Here is a 17,658-nt window from a genome sequence, read left to right on the forward strand (position 1 = left end):
TCGCGAAGACGGTGTAACTATCGCGCAATAACTACTTGAAACGCCGCTCAACCCCTTTCTCCACAAGGATCTTCGCCGAAATCTCTTCCACCGAAAAATGCGTGGAATTGATGTTCGGAATGTTCTCCCGGCGGAACAGGTTCTCCACCTCGCGCACTTCAAACTCGCACTGCGCGTAGCTGGAATAGCGGCTGTTGGGCTTGCGCTCGTTGCGGATGGCGGTGAGACGGTCCGGGTCGATGGTCAGGCCGAACAGCTTGTGCTGGTGGGCGCGCAGGGCGTTCGGCAGTTGCAGGCGCTCCATGTCGTCTTCGGTCAGCGGGTAGTTGGCCGCGCGGATGCCGAATTGCATGGCCATGTACAGGCACGTCGGTGTCTTACCACAACGCGACACGCCCACTAGGATGAGGTCGGCCTTGTCGTAATAATGCGTGCGCGCGCCGTCGTCGTTGTCGAGGGCGAAGTTCACCGCCTCGATCCGCTCCATGTAATTGGAGTTGGTGCCGATGGAGTGGGATTTGCCGACGGTGTAGGAAGAATGCTCGGTCAGTTCCTGTTCAAGCGGCGCCAGGAAGGTCGAGAAAATGTCGATCATGAAACCATTGGACGTTGCGAGGATCTCACGGATGTCCTGATTGACGATGGTGTCAAAGATAATCGGCCGGAAGCCGTCGGTTTCGGCGGCTTTGTTGATTTGTTGTACCATGGCCCGCGCTTTATCCACGTTGTCGATGTACGGACGCGTGAATTTGCTGAAGGTAATGTTTTCGAACTGCGCCAGGAGGCTTTGGCCGAGGGTTTCGGCTGTGATGCCAGTACCGTCGGAAATAAAGAAAGCAGATCGTTTCATTTGCACCTTGGGCCTTAAGCTAGTAACGAATCTTGGATATGATAGGCGCGATTTGCCGGCCGCCAGTGGTCCGCATTCTCACTTATTTTCCAGGTCCAGGCCATACAGCCGGCAAACGCTCCCCCGAGCAGCCGGCTTCTGAGCTTTTCCAACACAGTTAGTGGAGAGATCACCTTGGTAGAGTACGTAGTTTCCCTCGATAAGCTCGGCGTCCATGATGTAGAGCACGTAGGGGGCAAGAACGCATCCCTGGGCGAGATGATCAGTAACCTTGCAGGTGCCGGTGTATCGGTGCCCGGTGGCTTCGCCACGACAGCTCAGGCTTATCGTGATTTTCTGGAACTGAGCGGCCTGAACGATCAGATCCACGCTGCCCTCGACGCTCTCGACGTCGACGATGTCAACGCCCTGGCCAAGACCGGCGCCCAGATCCGTCAATGGATCATGGAAGCCGAATTCCCCGAGAAGCTCAACGCCGAGATCCGCACCGCGTTCGCCACGCTGTCAGCCGGCAACCCTGACATGGCCGTGGCCGTGCGCTCTTCCGCTACCGCCGAAGACCTGCCGGACGCTTCCTTTGCCGGTCAGCAGGAAACTTTCCTGAACATCCGTGGTGTCGAAAACGTCATTCGCGCCGCCAAAGAGGTGTTCGCGTCCCTATTCAATGACCGCGCGATTTCCTACCGCGTCCACCAGGGCTTCGACCACAAGCTGGTCGCCCTGTCGGCCGGCGTGCAGCGCATGGTCCGCTCCGAAACCGGCACCGCCGGCGTGATGTTCACCCTCGATACCGAATCGGGCTTCCGTGACGTGGTGTTCATCACCGGTGCCTACGGCCTGGGTGAAACCGTCGTACAAGGCGCGGTGAACCCGGATGAGTTCTACGTCCACAAAGGCACGCTGGCCGCCGGTCGTCCGGCCATCCTGCGTCGCAACCTGGGCAGCAAGGCCATCAAGATGATCTACGGCGAAGTCGCCACGGCCGGCAAGTCGGTCAAGACCATCGACGTGGACAAGGCTGATCGCGCCCGTTTCTGCCTGACCGACGCCGAAGTCAGCGAACTGGCCAAGCAAGCGATGATCATCGAAAAGCACTACAAGTGCCCGATGGACATCGAATGGGCCAAAGACGGCGACGACGGCAAGCTCTACATCGTTCAGGCCCGTCCTGAAACCGTGAAGAGCCGCACCTCGGCCAATGTCATGGAACGCTACCTGTTGAAAGAAACCGGCACCGTGCTGGTTGAAGGTCGCGCCATCGGCCAGCGCATCGGCGCCGGCAAGGTCCGCATCATCAAGGACGTGTCCGAGATGGACAAAGTCCAGCCAGGCGATGTTCTGGTCTCCGACATGACCGACCCGGACTGGGAACCGGTCATGAAGCGCGCCAGCGCCATTGTCACCAACCGTGGCGGTCGTACCTGCCACGCGGCGATCATCGCTCGCGAACTGGGCATCCCGGCCGTGGTCGGTTGCGGCAACGCCACCCAGCTGTTGAAAGACGGCCAGGGCGTGACTGTTTCCTGCGCTGAAGGCGACACCGGTTACATCTTTGAAGGCGAACTGGGCTTCGACATCAAGAAAAACTCCGTCGATGCCATGCCTGATCTGCCGTTCAAGATCATGATGAACGTCGGTAACCCGGACCGTGCATTCGACTTCGCGCAACTGCCGAACGCCGGTGTGGGCCTGGCCCGTCTGGAATTCATCATCAACCGCATGATCGGCGTGCACCCCAAGGCGCTGCTGAACTACGCCGGGCTGCCGCAGGACATCAAGGACAGCGTCGACAAGCGCATTGCCGGCTACGATGATCCGGTCGGTTTCTATGTCGAGAAACTGGTTGAAGGCATCAGCACCTTGGCCGCTGCGTTCACCCCGAAAAAAGTCATCGTGCGTCTGTCGGACTTCAAGTCCAACGAATACGCGAACCTGATCGGCGGCAAGCTCTACGAGCCGGAAGAAGAAAACCCGATGCTGGGTTTCCGTGGCGCCTCGCGTTACATCAGCGAATCTTTCCGCGACTGCTTCGAACTCGAATGCCGTGCCCTCAAGCGCGTGCGCAACGAGATGGGCCTGACCAACGTCGAAATCATGGTGCCGTTCGTCCGTACCCTCGGCGAAGCCAGCCAGGTCATCGACCTGTTGGCGGAGAACGGTCTGAAGCGTGGCGAAAATGGTCTGCGCATCATCATGATGTGCGAACTGCCGTCCAACGCGATCCTGGCTGAAGAGTTCCTCGAGTTCTTCGACGGTTTCTCCATCGGCTCCAACGACCTGACTCAGCTGACGCTGGGCCTGGACCGTGACTCCGGGATCATCGCGCACCTGTTCGACGAGCGGAATCCGGCGGTCAAGAAGCTGCTGGCCAACGCGATTCAGGCCTGCAACAAGGCTGGCAAGTACATCGGCATTTGCGGTCAGGGCCCTTCGGACCACCCTGATCTGGCCAAGTGGCTGATGGAGCAGGGCATCGAAAGCGTTTCGCTGAACCCCGATTCCGTACTGGAAACCTGGTTCTTCCTGGCTGAAGGTCAGGCTGCAGTTTGATGGTGTGAGTGAAAGGGCCGCTCTCCTGTAGGAGCGAGCCTGCTCGCGAAGACGGACTGACATCTAACAGAGGTGTCGGCGGATATACTGCTTTCGCGAGCAGGCTCGCTCCCACAAGGGGCGGTCTTTTTAGAGATTCAAGCAGGGCGGGCTCCTCTGGAAGCCGCCCTTTTTTGTGCAAGAGCATTATGCAAAGCAGCAGCAACCTATTTCCTGTCGCCCTGATCAGCGCCGAGCGTCGCGGCGATCTGAGCGAAGATGTCTATCGTTTGAAACCTGGCAACAGCCCTGACGGCACCGTCGAACTGGCTGTAACGCGCCTTGGCATGGCTGATGAACCGTCCGTGCGTGGCGTGCCGGTGATTTTGTTGCACGGCAGTTTTTCCAATCGCCGGTTCTGGTTCTCGCCCAAAGGGCTCGGGCTGGGCGCCTACCTGGCGCGTCTGGGGTTCGATGTCTGGATTCCCGAAATGCGCGGTCACGGTCTGTCCCAGCGTAATCAGAACTACCGCAAGAACCGTGTTGCCGACTACGCCCGTTACGATCTGCCGGCGATTGGCGCGTTCGTGCGTGAGCAGAGCGGCCAGGTTCCTCACTGGATCGGTCACTCGCTGGGCGGCATCACACTGGCGGCGGCACTGGGTGGGCAATACATCGGCGAGCCTGTTGTCGCGTCTGCGGCGTTCTTCGGTACGCAAGTCAGTCGCACCTACTGGCCATTGAAAATTCCACCGGTGGAGTGGAGCGGGCGCTTCATTCTCAAGCGTTTTGCCCAACTGTCCGGTTCACGGCTCAAGCGCGGCCCGGAGGACGAGCCGATTGGCCTGGCCCTGGAAAGCATGCGCTGGTATGGCCTGTTCGGGCGCTTTGGCGATGCGGACAAGGACTGGTGGGCGGGATTGGCTGAGGTTCAACTGCCGGTGCTGGCCGTGAGCGCCGCCGGCGATCACCAGGACCCGACCTGGGCTTGTCGCAAGTTGTTCGATCAGGTGGGTTGCGAACACAAGCAATTCATCAACCTTGGCCGCGAGCAGGGCTTTGGCGATAATTTCGGTCACGTTGAAATGCTCGTCAGCAAAGCCGCGCAAGCCGAAGTCTGGCCGTTGGTGGCGCGCTGGCTGGTCGATCAGCAAACGCCTTTACTGGGAGAAAAGCCGAATTTGGCCACGGCAGTCTGAGCCTGATGCTCTAACAAGGGCATTTCGCTCTGTTCGGCTTGAGGCTAAGATATGACGCATTGAGCTGTTCCGGTCACTTTGCGACACACTCGATTGTCTTCCTCTTTACAGGAGTTTCTCGATGAACCATTACCTTACGCCTGACCTGTGCGACGCCTACCCGGAGCTGGTACAGGTGCTGGAACCGATGTTCAGCAATTTCGGCGGCCGTGACTCGTTCGGCGGCGAAATCGTGACCATCAAGTGCTTCGAAGACAACTCGCTGGTAAAGGAACAAGCCGAGCTCAAGGGCAATGGCAAGGTGCTGGTGGTCGACGGTGGCGGTTCCCTGCGTCGTGCGCTGCTGGGCGACATGATCGCCGAGAAGGCCGCGAATAACGGCTGGGAAGGGCTGGTGATCTACGGTTGCATCCGTGACGTCGACGTCATTGCGCAAACCGACCTGGGGGTTCAGGCCTTGGCGAGCCACCCGATGAAGACCGACAAGCGCGGTATTGGCGATCTCAACGTGGCGGTGACCTTTGCGGGCGTGACCTTCCATCCAGGCCATTACATTTATGCGGACAACAACGGCGTGATCATCTCGCCAAGCCCGCTGAAGATGCCTGAATAAAGCGCAAGACCAACAAAGGGGTGAGGATGTTCGAGGAAGAAAACGCGCAGTGGGGCCTGGTGCATGCCCTGGTGCTGGATGGTAAAGGCGGTGCGCGTTCGATAGCCCGGACTGAACTCGATGACTTGCAGCTACAGGCCCATGAAAGCCTGTGGCTGCACTGGGATCGCAGTCACCCGCAAACCCAGACCTGGCTGCGCAAATCAAGCGGTCTGAGTGAATTCAGCTGTGACTTGCTGCTTGAAGAGAACACCCGTCCGCGCCTTCTGCCGCTGCCGGACTCCGAACTGCTGCTGTTTCTGCGTGGGGTCAACCTCAACCCGGGCGCAGAACCGGAAGACATGGTCTCGGTGCGCATCTTTGCCTCCGCCCAGCGTGTGATTTCCCTTCGTCTGCGTCCATTGCGCGCCACCGATGAGTTGCTGGTGACGCTGGCCGAAGGCAAAGGGCCGAAAACCGCCTCCGAACTCATCCTTTATATGGCTCAGTACCTCACCCATAAGGTGCAGGATCTGGTCAGTTGCCTCTCGGAAGTGGTCGATGAGGAAGAAGAAAAGCTGGATGCCGACGAACGGTATACCCCCGAGCACGGCGCCATTTTGCAGATCCGTCGCCGGGCTGCAGCACTGAAACGTTTCCTTGCTCCGCAGCGGGAAATTTTCGGACAGCTGACGCGGATAAAACTGCCCTGGTTCGTCGAAGACGATGGCGATTACTGGAACGAATTGAACAACAGCCTGACCCGATATCTCGAGGAGCTGGAATTGACCCGGGAGCGGGTGGGGCTGGTCCTCGAGGCCGAAGACCGACGTTTGAGCGTGCGCATGAACCGCACGATGTACCGCTTCGGGATCATCACCGGGATCTTCCTGCCGATGAGTTTCCTCACCGGCCTCCTGGGCATCAATGTCGGCGGCATTCCGTTCTCGGCAAGCCCGTATGGCTTCCTGATTGCCTGCCTGATGATGGTCTCGGTGGCGCTCGGGCAGTGGTGGTTATTTCGACGTTTGCGCTGGGTGTGACGATGAGCCATGTGACCCGGGCAAATTTGACCGCGTCTTTCACAGACATCACGAGAGGTGCGTATGCACGATCCGTTTGAACAGTCTTTGCGCGACATGCTGAACGCTTCGCCGTCCACCCGTGACGACGATGCGTGCCTTGGGCGTGTCCTGAAAACCGCCAACCGCCAGGTCGGCGCCGGCGATCTGTTCAGCCTGCTGGGCCGCTGGTTGCCCGCGCTGATGATTGCTCTCAATAACGGCTCGGCCCATGTCTCGCCGGTATCCCGTCACCGTAAACCTACCGTTCGCACCGCTGATAAGGCTGATTGAATATGGAACTTGATCTCTGGACTCAGAGCCTCGTCACTGCAATGACTGCGTTGTGGACCAAAGTGGCCAATTTCATCCCGAACCTGTTCGGCGCACTGGTCGTGCTGCTGTTGGGTTTTGTCGTTGCGAAACTTTTGGATACTTTGCTGTCCAAGTTGCTCGCCAAGCTGGGCCTTGATCGCCTGATGGGCGGCACCGGTCTGACCAAGTTGCTGTCCCGGGCCGGCCTGCAAGTGCCGATCTCGACCCTGATTGGCAAGATTGTCTATTGGTTCGTTCTGCTGATTTTTCTGGTTTCTGCCGCAGAATCCCTTGGACTTGAGCGAGTTTCGGCTACGCTTGACATGCTTGCGCTGTATTTGCCAAAAGTATTTGGCGCCGCGCTGGTGTTGCTGGTGGGTGTTTTGCTGGCGCAACTGGCCAATGGGCTGGTGCGTGGTGCCGCAGAGGGCGTAGGTCTGGATTACGCTGCGGGCCTGGGGCGAATTGCCCAGGGGCTGGTTATTATCATCAGTATTTCGGTCGCGATCAGCCAGTTGGAGGTCAAGACTGACCTGCTCAACCACGTGATTGTGATCGTATTGATTACCGTTGGTCTGGCGGTTGCGCTGGCCATGGGGTTGGGAAGCCGGGAAATCGCCGGTCAGATTCTTGCGGGAATCTATGTGCGTGAGTTGTATCAGGTTGGGCAACAAGTGCGTGTTGGCGAGGTCGAAGGTCAGATCGAAGAGATCGGCACGGTTAAAACCACATTGCTGACCGATGAGGGTGAGCTAGTCTCTCTCTCCAATCGGATCCTCCTGGAGCAGCATGTGAGTAGCCGCTAACCCGGCAAACCCTGCTAATGTATGCCGCCGCAAATGGCCCTGTAAGGGCCGCGGCGGACATTGACCTGACTGTCGGCCCGACTTGTTTTGAATAAAGCTCAATCGCTCTCCACGCGCTACGACCCCCGCGAGCTCTCTGATGAGGAGTTGGTCGCGCGCTCGCATACCGAGCTGTTTCACGTAACACGCGCCTATGAAGAACTGATGCGGCGTTACCAACGAACATTATTTAACGTCTGTGCACGATATCTGGGGAACGATCGCGACGCAGACGATGTCTGTCAGGAAGTGATGTTGAAGGTGTTGTATGGCCTGAAGAACTTTGAGGGGAAATCGAAGTTCAAGACCTGGCTCTACAGCATCACGTACAACGAATGCATCACACAGTATCGGAAGGAACGGCGAAAGCGTCGCTTGATGGATGCTTTGAGTCTGGACCCCCTCGAGGAAGCGTCTGAAGAAAAGATGCCGAAACCCGAGGACAAGGGCGGACTCGATCGCTGGCTGGTGTATGTGAACCCGATTGACCGTGAAATTCTGGTGCTACGATTTGTCGCAGAGCTGGAATTTCAGGAGATCGCAGACATCATGCACATGGGTTTGAGTGCAACAAAAATGCGGTACAAACGCGCTCTAGATAAATTGCGTGAGAAATTTGCAGGCATTGCTGAAACTTAGTTCGGCGCAAATATCTCTTACGTGTAGGCAAGTTCTGATAGACTTGCCGCCGAGTTGTCCCCCGGTTTGCGGGACTGCTTCACAATCACCAGATGGGGATTTAACGGATGAAACTGAAAAACACCTTGGGCTTGGCCATTGGTTCTTTGATTGCCGCCACTTCGTTCGGCGCTCTGGCACAAGGCCAAGGCGCAGTTGAAATCGAAGGCTTCGCAAAGAAAGAGCAATTCGACAGCGCTCGTAACTTCAAGAACAACGGCAACCTGTTCGGCGGTTCCGTTGGTTACTTCCTGACCGACGACGTTGAACTGCGTCTGGGCTACGACGAAGTGCACAACGTGCGTTCCGACGACGGTCGTAACATCAAGGGCGCTAACACCGCTCTGGACGCTCTGTACCACTTCAACAACCCAGGTGACATGCTGCGTCCGTACGTATCGGCTGGTTTCTCCGATCAGAGCATCGGTCAGAACGGTTCGAGTGGTCGTAACCGTTCCACCTTCGCCAACGTTGGTGGCGGTGCTAAGCTGTACTTCACCGAGAACTTCTACGCCCGTGCTGGCGTTGAAGCTCAATACAACATCGACCAGGGCGACACCGAGTGGGCTCCAAGCGTCGGTATCGGTGTGAACTTCGGTGGCGGCTCCAAGCCTGCTGCTGCTCCAGTTCCAGCACCAGCTGAAGTCTGCTCCGACAGCGACAACGATGGCGTTTGCGACAACGTTGACAAGTGCCCGGACACCCCAGCCAACGTAACTGTTGACGCTGATGGCTGCCCAGCAGTTGCTGAAGTTGTTCGTGTTGAGCTGGACGTGAAGTTCGACTTCGACAAGTCGGTAGTCAAGCCTAACAGCTACGGCGACATCAAGAACCTCGCTGACTTCATGAAGCAGTACCCATCCACCAGCACCACTGTTGAAGGTCACACTGACTCCGTCGGTCCTGACGCTTACAACCAGAAACTGTCCGAGCGTCGTGCAAACGCCGTTAAGCAAGTTCTGACCAACCAGTACGGTGTTGAATCGTCCCGCGTTCAGTCTGTTGGCTACGGCGAATCCCGCCCAGTTGCTGACAACAAAACTGAAGCTGGCCGCGCTGTAAACCGTCGCGTAGAAGCGCAGGTTGAAGCTCAAGCTAAGTAATTAGCCCGCAGCTCTGAGAAAAGCCCGGCTTAGGCCGGGCTTTTCTTTGTCTGCGATTTGGTGAGGGGCAAACCGTCAGACGCGTCGACATCCAACATTGATGTCGACGGACAAGGCCTCCTCGCGAGCAGGCTCGTTCCCACAGTAAAACGCAGAGCGGGCTGCAACAGCGCCTATTACCAGGATGGCCGGGCTTTTTAATTCAAACGCTGAGGCATCCTGTTCCATGGTCGTCAAATCGCTCCGACATTCCCGTTGGTGCGGCAGGGACGCGTTTTCAATCATCGCCACCGGCGTATCCGCAGCCATCCCCCCGGCCAGCAGCTGCTCGCGGATCTCACTCAGTTTCGCCACACCCATGTAGATCACCAGCGTCGTACCGCTTTGGGCAAGGGCTTGCCAGTTCAGGCTGCTGCCATCCTGCGTATGGGCGGTGACCAGCGTCACGCCGCGGGCAACGCCTCTGAGGGTCAACGGAATATCGCATTGCGTAGCACCCGCCAGCCCGGCAGTGATGCCGTTGACCAATTCGACTTCAACGCCGCGCTCGCGCAGCCACTGCGCCTCCTCCCCACCGCGACCAAAGATGCACGGATCGCCGCCCTTCAGCCGCACCACGCATTTGCCATGGCGCGCATAACGCAGCATCAGTCGATGAATGAAGGCTTGAGGCGTGGAGCGACAGCCGCCGCGTTTGCCCACGGCAATGATCCGCGCGCCGGGGCAATGCTCCAGCACCGCGTCATTGACCAGATCGTCGATCAACACCACATCCGCTTCTCTCAACGCCCGAACAGCCTTGAGGGTCAGTAATTCAGGGTCGCCAGGACCTGCGCCCACCAGCCAGACTTTTGCGCTCATCGTATTTTCCTCACGAGATGACGGCGATCGGCTGCGCAGTGGCAGCCAGCAGACGTTTGATTTCCGGTACGCAGGAGCCGCATTGCGTGCCGCAGCCCAATTCTTGTTTCAGGCCCTGCAAGTCCAGGCCACGGCTGATGCCGACGCAGACCGCGCTTTGACTGACGTTCTTGCAGTTGCACAGGGTTTTCGTGCCAGTGGCCGCTGTACCCGCGTTACCCGGTTGCGCGCTCAGCGGTGCCAGCAGCCAGCGCCGCAGTTGTTCGTCGACGCGTCCCTCAAGCCAGAGGTTTTGCAGCCAGTGTTGGGCGAGTGTTTCGCCGGCCAGGCGAATCGCGGTGATCCGCCCGTTCTCGATCCGCACGCGTTTGCCGATGGAGCGCCGTGGGTCGTCGTAGGCCAGTACCGGACCGTTGTTGAGCGCCAGGCATTGGTCGATGTCACGCAGCAGTTGCGGATCAGGCGCGATGGCGCTGGCAGCGCGTATCAGCAGCGCAGGACGTTCTCGGCCGACAAGGCTGAGGCTGGCGTAGGAAAACGCCTCACAGAGCGGTCGTAGCGTCTCAAAATGTTGTTGAACATTGCCTTCGACCAGGGCGAACAGCTGCCACGGTAACTGCACCGGCTCAAGTCGCACGCCGCTGTGTTTGAGTTCCGGTTGTTTCGACAGTGGATCGAAGGCGGGCAGGGTGAGGGTGTTCACACCACCCTTGAGAAAACGGTCACCAAAATGCATCGGCAGAAAGGCCTGGCCAGGCCGCACGCTGTCGTCGCTGGCGACCGGCACGATCACCGCGCCACGACGACTTTTCAGACTGATCAGATCGCCAGGTTGCAAGCGATGCCGACGCAATTCATCCGGGTGCAGGCTCAACACGGCTTCGCTGACATGACCGAACAGCTGCGCGGCGGTGCCGGTGCGGCTCATGCCGTGCCATTGATCGCGCAAGCGGCCGGTGATCAGCGTCAGCGGGAAGTGTGCGTCGCGTTGTTCCTTGGCCGCGCGATATGGATCGGCCACAAACTGAGCGCGTCCGCTGGCGGTCGGGAAAATACCGTCGAGATAAAGGCGTGCAGTGCCTTCGCTGGCGCCAGTGGGGAAGGGCCATTGTTGTGGTCCGAGGCGATCGATCAGCTCATGACTGATGCCGGACAAATCCAGATCACGCCCGCAGGTCAGGAGTTTGTATTCGTCAAAGACCTGCGCCGGCGTTTCAAAGGCAAACAAACTGTTTTGCCCGGGGCGCAGCTGTTTTTCCAGGCGTTGTGCGAAATCCACCGTGATCGCCCAGTCGGAACGCGCTTCACCCGGTGCGACGATGGCCCGGCGAACGTGGGAAATGCGCCGTTCGGAGTTGGTCACCGTGCCGTCCTTTTCGCCCCAACTGGCGGCAGGCAACAGCAGGTCGGCGAACGCGGCGGTTTCGGTGGTGCGAAAGGCTTCCTGCAACACCACAAAAGGGCAGGCCTCCAGGGCGGCGCGCACGGCGGTTTGGTCTGGCAGTGATTGCGCGGGGTTGGTGCAGGCGATCCACAGGGCTTTGATTGTTCCGCTGCGAACCTGCTCGAACAACTCGATCGCGGTGAGCCCGGTATTTTCCGGCAGTTGATCAACGCCCCAATAGGCCGCGACCTCCGCGCGATGCAAGGCATTGGCCGCTTCGCGATGGCCAGGCAGCAAGTTCGACAGGCTGCCGGTTTCCCGTCCGCCCATGGCATTTGGCTGACCGGTCAGGGAGAAAGGTCCTGCACCCGGCCGGCCGATTTGCCCGGTGGCCAGGTGCAGGTTGATCAGCGCGCTGTTTTTGGCGCTCCCGGCGGTGGACTGGTTCAATCCCATGCACCACAGCGACAGAAAACTCGTGGAGGTGCCCACCCACTTGGCGCATTCCTGTAATTGCTCGACCTCGATCCCACACAGCTGCGACACCATTGACGGCGTGTAATCGCGTACAAGATTTTTCAGTTCGGCCAAACCTTCGGTATGAGCCTGGATGAAGTCGCGGTCGACCCAGTCTTCCCACAGCAACAGGTGCAAAATCCCATGGAACAAGGCGACATCGGTCCCGGGAAGAATCGCCAGGTGCAGGTCGGCCAAATCGCAGGTGTCGGTACGACGGGGGTCAATGACGATGACTTTCATCTGCGGGCGACGGGACCGGGCTTCTTCCAGGCGACGAAACAGTACCGGGTGGGCGTAGGCCATGTTGCTGCCGACGATCATCACGCAGTCGCTCAGTTCCAGGTCTTCGTAGCTGCATGGCGGCGCATCGGCCCCGAGGCTGCGCTTGTAGCCGACCACTGCGGACGACATGCACAGCCGCGAATTGCTGTCGATGTTGTTGGTGCCCACCAGCGCCCGCGCCAGTTTGTTGAAGGCGTAATAGTCCTCGGTCAGCAACTGTCCGGAAATGTAGAACGCCACGCTGTCCGGGCCGTGTTCGGCGATGGTTCGGGCAAAGACATTGGCCGCGTGATCGAGGGCGGTGTCCCAGTCGGTGCGGCTGCGGGCCAGGCCTTTGCCCAGGCGCAGTTCGGGGTACAACGCTCGCGCGGTCAAGTCGCCCGTCAGGTGCAAGGTCGAGCCTTTGCTGCACAATTTGCCGAAGTTCGCCGGGTGGCTCGGATCGCCGCTGACGCCGAGAATGCGCTCGCCGTCATGCTCGATCAGCACGCCGCAGCCGACCCCGCAGTAGCAGCAGGTGGAAGCGGTAATCTGGTTCATCAGCTTGCTTCCCTGCCTGAGTGTCCTGCGTCGCCGATGGCCTGCTCCATGAACGAAGCGTCGCCGAACATCAGGTGATCGCGGATCTCGTCGATGTCGTGATTTTCACGAATCTGTCGGAAATACCACCCGCCATCGGCCGTATCGCCGTACAGACAGGCACCGACCAGCACGTCATCCTTGATCACCAGTTTTTTGTAGACCCCACCGATCGGGTCGGAGAGGGTGATGGTTTCGGTGCCTTCGCCGCCCATGAAGTCGCCGGCGGAGAACAGGTCGATGCCCGTGACTTTCAATTTGGTCGAGGTCACCGAGCCTTTATAGGTGGCGAAGCCCAGTTGCGCGAGGTGGTTGGCGCAAACCTTGGCTTGCTCGAACAGCGGCGCGACCAGGCCGTAGGCGGTTCCTCGGTGGCTGGCGCATTCGCCGATGGCATAGATCCGTGGGTCATAGGTTTGCAGGGTGTCATTGACCAGAATCCCGCGATGGCAGGGAATGCCGGATTTTTCCGCCAGTTCAGTGCTAGGGCGAATGCCGGCAGCCATGACCACCAGGTCGGCGGGGATGATGTCGCCATGCTTGAATTCAACCGAGCCGACCCGGCCGTTGCCGGCATCGTGCAGGGCCTGGGTCTGTTCGCTCAGACGAAAATGCAGGCCGCGGGCTTCCAGGGCGGTTTGCAGGAGTTGACCACTGGTTTTGTCCAGCTGCCGCTCCAGCAGCCACTCGCCGATGTGCACCACGGTGACGTGCATGCCGCGCAGCATCAGGCCGTTGGCAGCTTCCAGGCCGAGCAGGCCGCCACCGATCACCACGGCATGCTTGTGGGTTTTCGCAGTGTTGATCATGGCCTGGGTGTCGGCGATGTCGCGATAGCCAATCACACCCTGCAAAGTGTTGCCGGGGATCGGCAGGATGAACGGGGTCGAGCCGGTCGCGATCAGCAGGCGATCGTATTCCGCTTCGGTGCCGTCGTCGGCGATGACCCTGCGTTTGATCCGGTCGATCTCCACCACTCTGCGGTTGAGCAGCAATTTGATGTGGTTGTCCAGGTACCAGTCGAGATCGTTCAGTACGATCTCGTCGAAGGTCTGTTCACCGGCCAGTACCGGTGACAGCAGGATGCGGTTGTAGTTGGTATGGGGTTCGGCGCCGAAGACCGTGATGTCGTACAGCTCGTTGCTCAGCTTGAGCAGTTCTTCCAGGGTACGAACCCCGGCCATGCCGTTGCCGATCATCACCAGTTTTAGTTTTTTCATCAGGTTCTCCGGGGAGCTCGGACCCGCCTCATCAGGGCTGTCAGGTCTTGCTCGACATATTTTGCGCAAACAAAAAAGGCGTCCCGCTAGTTGCCTAGCGAGGACGCCTTTGTCCTGGTCCCGTTCTCTCGGGAAGCGCACCCTTCATCGTTGAAGGCTGGGCTTTATGTCTGTTGGGAGAGGTAATGCAGTGGTTGTGCCAAGTCGTTCAGGGTTCGGCTTTAGTGGGTTCTGAGCAGGATTTCAGGATCAGATTCACTGTTTTTCTGCACCGATTCGAGGCGGGCCGCCCGGTCTTGGCGCATGTCGAACCTGTGGCGAGGGAGCTTGCTTCCGCTGGGCTGCGAAGCAGACCCAAACATTCTGCGACCGCTGCGCGGTTGAACGGGCGCAAGCTCCCTCGCCACAGTGGATCTGGTTCGAGTCAGGATGAGTGAAACACCAAAACCAGCAGCACCAGGTTCACCACCAACGACACCAGCGCCAACGTCCGCCAGACCTTTAACGGCTCGCGCTCCAGCAGCGGTCTGGGCCGCACACTCAAACTGCGCCGCTCGCCCTGTTCCAATAGCAGCAACCATTCCTCCGTCGTTTCAAAGCGCTCACCCGGATCCGCCGCCACCGCGCGCTCCAGGCTTTGCGCGATCCAGTCCGGCAGGTCGGGGCGGTAGCGGCTGGCGCTGACAGGCACGCCAAACCGTGGACGCTGGAAGGCTTCGATTTCGCCGTAGGGATAATGCCCGGTCAGCAGGAAATACAGGGTCACACCGACGGCGTACAAATCCTGTTGCGGTGTCGGAGCCTCACCGGCAAAGGCTTCCGGCGCGATGTAGCTCGGCGTGCCGGGCAAGGTCGTGGGTTGATCTTCTGAAAGACCGGGGCAGTAGGCGAGGCCGAAATCCAGCAGGCGCAGCTCGCCGTCGTCGCCCAGCAACAGATTCTCCGGTTTGATGTCGCGATGAAGAATCTGCCGGCGATGCAGCATGCCGACGGCCTTGAGCAGACGTTCGGCCAGATCCTGCCATTGCGCCAGCGGCAGCGCGGCAACCCGTTCGTGCAGATGCGCCAGAGTGGAGCCGGAATATTCGCGCATCACGTAATACAAATGCTGACGCTGACTGGCGGCATGGACTTCAGGAAAATGCCGTCCGGCCACGCGCTTGAGAAACCATTCCTCCGACAGCAATGCCTGCCCGGCGAGGTGATCGTCGCGCAGTGCAGCGGGCAAGGTTTTCAGCAGCCAGGGTTGTTGCTGGCTGTCGCGAACCCGATAGAGCAACGATTGCTGGCTCTGGCCGAGAATCCCTTCGACCTGCCAACCCTCGAACGTCTGGCCCGGTTTCAGCGCGGGTGGCAGCGGCCATTGCTGCAGATGAATCAGCGCATCGCCGATGCTCGTTTCACCGAGGGCATCGACCCGCACCAGCAGGGCGCTGGCATTGTCCTGGCTGCCGGCCAGATGCGCTGCGCTGACCAGGGTTTGCGCAGCGCTGTGCAGGTCCGGTTGGTCGCGCAGAATCGCCGCAATGGCCGTGTCGCCCAGCACCGCCCAGATGCCATCGCTGAGCAGCACAAAGCTCTCATCGAGGCGAAGTTCACCGTCGAGAAAGTCCAGGACCAAATGCTGATCGAGCCCCAGCGCACGCTTGAGCACATGCTGCATGCCCGGTTGGTCCCAGACATGATCTTCGCTGACCCGTTGCAAGGTGTCGGCGTGCCAGCGATAAACCCGGCAATCGCCCACATGAGCCAAGGTAAAACGCCTGCCGCGCATGACCAAGGCACTGACCGTGGTCAGCAGCGGTTGCCCACCACCATTGGCCTGCAACCAGCGATTCTGCGCCAGCAGCAGGCGATCCAGCGCTTGCGCGACACCCCAGGTTTCCGGGGTGGCGTAATAGTCCAGCGCCAGGGCCTGCAAGGTCGAACGGGCGGCGAGACCGCCATCGGCGCACTGGCTGACCCCGTCGGCGATGGCGAACAGGTAACCCTTGCTCGCCGCCAGCGCCGGGGCCGGAGTGACCAGGCGCAGGGCGTCCTGATTTTCCTCGCGAGGGCCAATGGCGCTCGCTTCGGCAAAACTCAGTTGCAGGCTCATTGCGGTCTCAGACCCGGGCAGCGGTCACTGCGGCCGAACCCCAGGTGGTTCTCCAGCGACGCTTCACGCCGTGCAGGCCGAACCAGGCAAGCACGCCGAGGCTGGCGAACAACCACAGAGCCAGTTGATAGCTGCCGGTGCTTTGTTTGATCGCGCCCATGCCCGCTGCCAGTGCAAATCCACCAATACCGCCGGCCATGCCGATCAAACCGGTCATCACACCAATCTCGCGACGAAAACGCTGCGGGACCAATTGGAACACTGCGCCGTTACCCGCACCCAAACCGAGCATGGTGCAGACGAAAAGTGCCAGTGCCGCGTAGGAACTCGGCAGGTTGAAACCCACCGCGGCGATGCAGATCGCTGCAACCGTGTACATCCCCAGCAACGTGCGAATCCCGCCGAAACGGTCGGCCAAGGCGCCGCCCAGTGGACGCATCAGGCTGCCGCCGAACACGCAGGCCGCGGTGTAGTAGCCGGCAGTCACCGGGCTCAGGCCGTATTGGTCGTTGAAGTAGCCGGGCAGGGCGCTGGCCAGGCCGATGAAGCCACCGAAGGTCACGCTGTAGAAAAACATGAACCACCAACTGTCGCGGTCGCCCAAGGCCTTGAAGTAGTCGGACATGGACTTGGCTTTCGGCCGCTCAGGGGCGTTTTTGGCCAGCCAGGCAAACACGATGAGGGTCAGGATCAGCGGGATCAGGGCGAAGCCGAATACGTTGCTCCAGCCGAAGGCTGCCGCGAGCACCGGGGCGATCAATGCGGCAAGCACGGTGCCCGAGTTGCCAGCACCGGCGATGCCCATGGCCTTGCCTTGATGCTGCGGTGGATACCATTGCGAGGCCAGCGGCAGCGCGACGGCGAATGACGCACCGGCCATGCCGAGGAACAGTCCCAGCACCAAGGCTTGTTCATAACTGTGAATGCCGAGTTTCCAGGCACCGAACAGCGCACAGATGACGATCACCTGGCCGATCAGTCCGGCGGTTTTTGGCGACAGGCGATCCGCCAGCAGGCCCATGACAAAGCGCAGCACGGCGCCGGCCAGAATCGGCGTGGCCACCACCAGCCCGCGCTGTTGGGTGGTCAGGTGCAGGTCGGCGGCGATCTGCACCGCCAAGGGGCCGAGCAGGTACCAGACCATGAAACTCAGGTCAAAATAGAGGAAGGCCGCGAACAATGTCGGGGTATGGCCAGATTTCCAGAAGCTTGAATTCATCGCGCACCTCAGCTGTAGGGAGTCTCGAGAAGGAGTCAGGAGCTTGCAGGTGGGGCGCCGCCTCGGCCGCACCACCGGCCCCGATCTCTGGGGCCAAAACGAAAAAACGCCGCCACCCGATTCGCCATGGGCAAATGAGGTGAGCGACGTCTTTGTCGTAGGTGGGGCAACCGCCGTTGGTTACCTGTAGTGATTGCTTAGCGAGATCTGTGCCAACAGGTGAAACCGCGTCGTGGCCATTCGCGGGCAAGCCTCGCTCCTACGGGTTTTTTGGTGAGTTCAGAGGGTGTGGGCGACACAAGACCTGTAGGAGCGAGGCTTGCC

Annotated in this window: 13 protein-coding genes and 1 pseudogene; 8 read left to right on the forward strand and 6 right to left on the reverse strand. The window is 59.7% G+C overall.

Annotated elements, in window-relative coordinates; translation table 11 throughout:
- Positions 1–31: 31 nt before the first annotated feature.
- On the reverse strand, positions 32–850 hold the full coding sequence (locus K0F88_RS20775; RefSeq protein WP_219096375.1) for a pyruvate, water dikinase regulatory protein: 819 nt from the start codon (positions 848–850) through the stop codon (positions 32–34).
- A 174-nt stretch (positions 851–1,024) separates the two neighbouring features.
- On the opposite strand from K0F88_RS20775, the gene ppsA reads away from it, so the two are divergent.
- The 8 genes from ppsA to K0F88_RS20815 all read left to right on the forward strand — a co-directional run bounded on the left by ppsA (position 1,025) and on the right by K0F88_RS20815 (position 9,172).
- The gene (gene ppsA, locus K0F88_RS20780; RefSeq protein WP_219096376.1) at positions 1,025–3,400 is read left to right on the forward strand and encodes a phosphoenolpyruvate synthase; all 2,376 of its coding nucleotides are present in this window, start codon (positions 1,025–1,027) and stop codon (positions 3,398–3,400) included.
- Between the two features lie 188 nt (positions 3,401–3,588).
- On the forward strand, positions 3,589–4,578 hold the full coding sequence (locus K0F88_RS20785) for an alpha/beta fold hydrolase (protein ID WP_094471448.1): 990 nt from the start codon (positions 3,589–3,591) through the stop codon (positions 4,576–4,578).
- A 121-nt stretch (positions 4,579–4,699) separates the two neighbouring features.
- Positions 4,700–5,191 carry a ribonuclease E activity regulator RraA gene (gene rraA / locus K0F88_RS20790; protein WP_010456528.1) on the forward strand — a complete coding sequence of 164 codons (492 nt, stop codon included), beginning with the start codon at positions 4,700–4,702 and terminating at the stop codon, positions 5,189–5,191.
- Positions 5,192–5,217: 26 nt separating this feature from the next.
- Positions 5,218–6,213: a zinc transporter ZntB gene (locus tag K0F88_RS20795; RefSeq protein WP_083376059.1), complete on the forward strand. Its 996-nt coding sequence runs from the start codon at positions 5,218–5,220 to the stop codon at positions 6,211–6,213.
- Positions 6,214–6,276: 63 nt separating this feature from the next.
- The gene (locus tag K0F88_RS20800; protein WP_007944521.1) at positions 6,277–6,525 is read left to right on the forward strand and encodes a hypothetical protein; all 249 of its coding nucleotides are present in this window, start codon (positions 6,277–6,279) and stop codon (positions 6,523–6,525) included.
- A gap of 2 nt (positions 6,526–6,527) precedes the next feature.
- On the forward strand, positions 6,528–7,352 hold the full coding sequence (locus K0F88_RS20805; protein WP_008027407.1) for a mechanosensitive ion channel domain-containing protein: 825 nt from the start codon (positions 6,528–6,530) through the stop codon (positions 7,350–7,352).
- A gap of 87 nt (positions 7,353–7,439) precedes the next feature.
- Entirely contained in the window at positions 7,440–8,030 is a 591-nt protein-coding gene (gene sigX, locus K0F88_RS20810) for an RNA polymerase sigma factor SigX (RefSeq protein WP_131062998.1), read from the forward strand.
- A gap of 107 nt (positions 8,031–8,137) precedes the next feature.
- Complete coding sequence (locus K0F88_RS20815) at positions 8,138–9,172, forward strand: OmpA family protein (protein ID WP_219096377.1); 1,035 nt, start codon at positions 8,138–8,140, stop codon at positions 9,170–9,172.
- A gap of 75 nt (positions 9,173–9,247) precedes the next feature.
- Here K0F88_RS20815 and cobA read toward each other — a convergent pair whose 3' ends face one another.
- From cobA to K0F88_RS20840, 5 genes and pseudogenes are all read right to left on the reverse strand, one after another.
- A complete protein-coding gene (cobA, locus tag K0F88_RS20820) occupies positions 9,248–10,033 on the reverse strand; it encodes a uroporphyrinogen-III C-methyltransferase (protein WP_094471456.1) in 786 nt (261 codons plus the stop codon).
- 10 nt (positions 10,034–10,043) lie between these two features.
- Entirely contained in the window at positions 10,044–12,758 is a 2,715-nt protein-coding gene (locus K0F88_RS20825) for a nitrate reductase (protein WP_219096378.1), read from the reverse strand.
- A gap of 2 nt (positions 12,759–12,760) precedes the next feature.
- Positions 12,761–14,017, reverse strand: a pseudogene (locus K0F88_RS20830) (NAD(P)/FAD-dependent oxidoreductase); the annotation flags it as partial.
- A gap of 424 nt (positions 14,018–14,441) precedes the next feature.
- Positions 14,442–16,115 carry a bifunctional protein-serine/threonine kinase/phosphatase gene (locus K0F88_RS20835; protein WP_219096379.1) on the reverse strand — a complete coding sequence of 558 codons (1,674 nt, stop codon included), beginning with the start codon at positions 16,113–16,115 and terminating at the stop codon, positions 14,442–14,444.
- Positions 16,116–16,122: 7 nt separating this feature from the next.
- A complete protein-coding gene (locus K0F88_RS20840) occupies positions 16,123–17,334 on the reverse strand; it encodes a NarK/NasA family nitrate transporter (protein WP_219096380.1) in 1,212 nt (403 codons plus the stop codon).
- Between the last annotated feature and the right edge of the window lie 324 nt (positions 17,335–17,658).

The organism is Pseudomonas sp. UMAB-40 (assembly GCF_900095275.1).
GTDB lineage: Bacteria > Pseudomonadota > Gammaproteobacteria > Pseudomonadales > Pseudomonadaceae > Aquipseudomonas > Aquipseudomonas mandelii_B.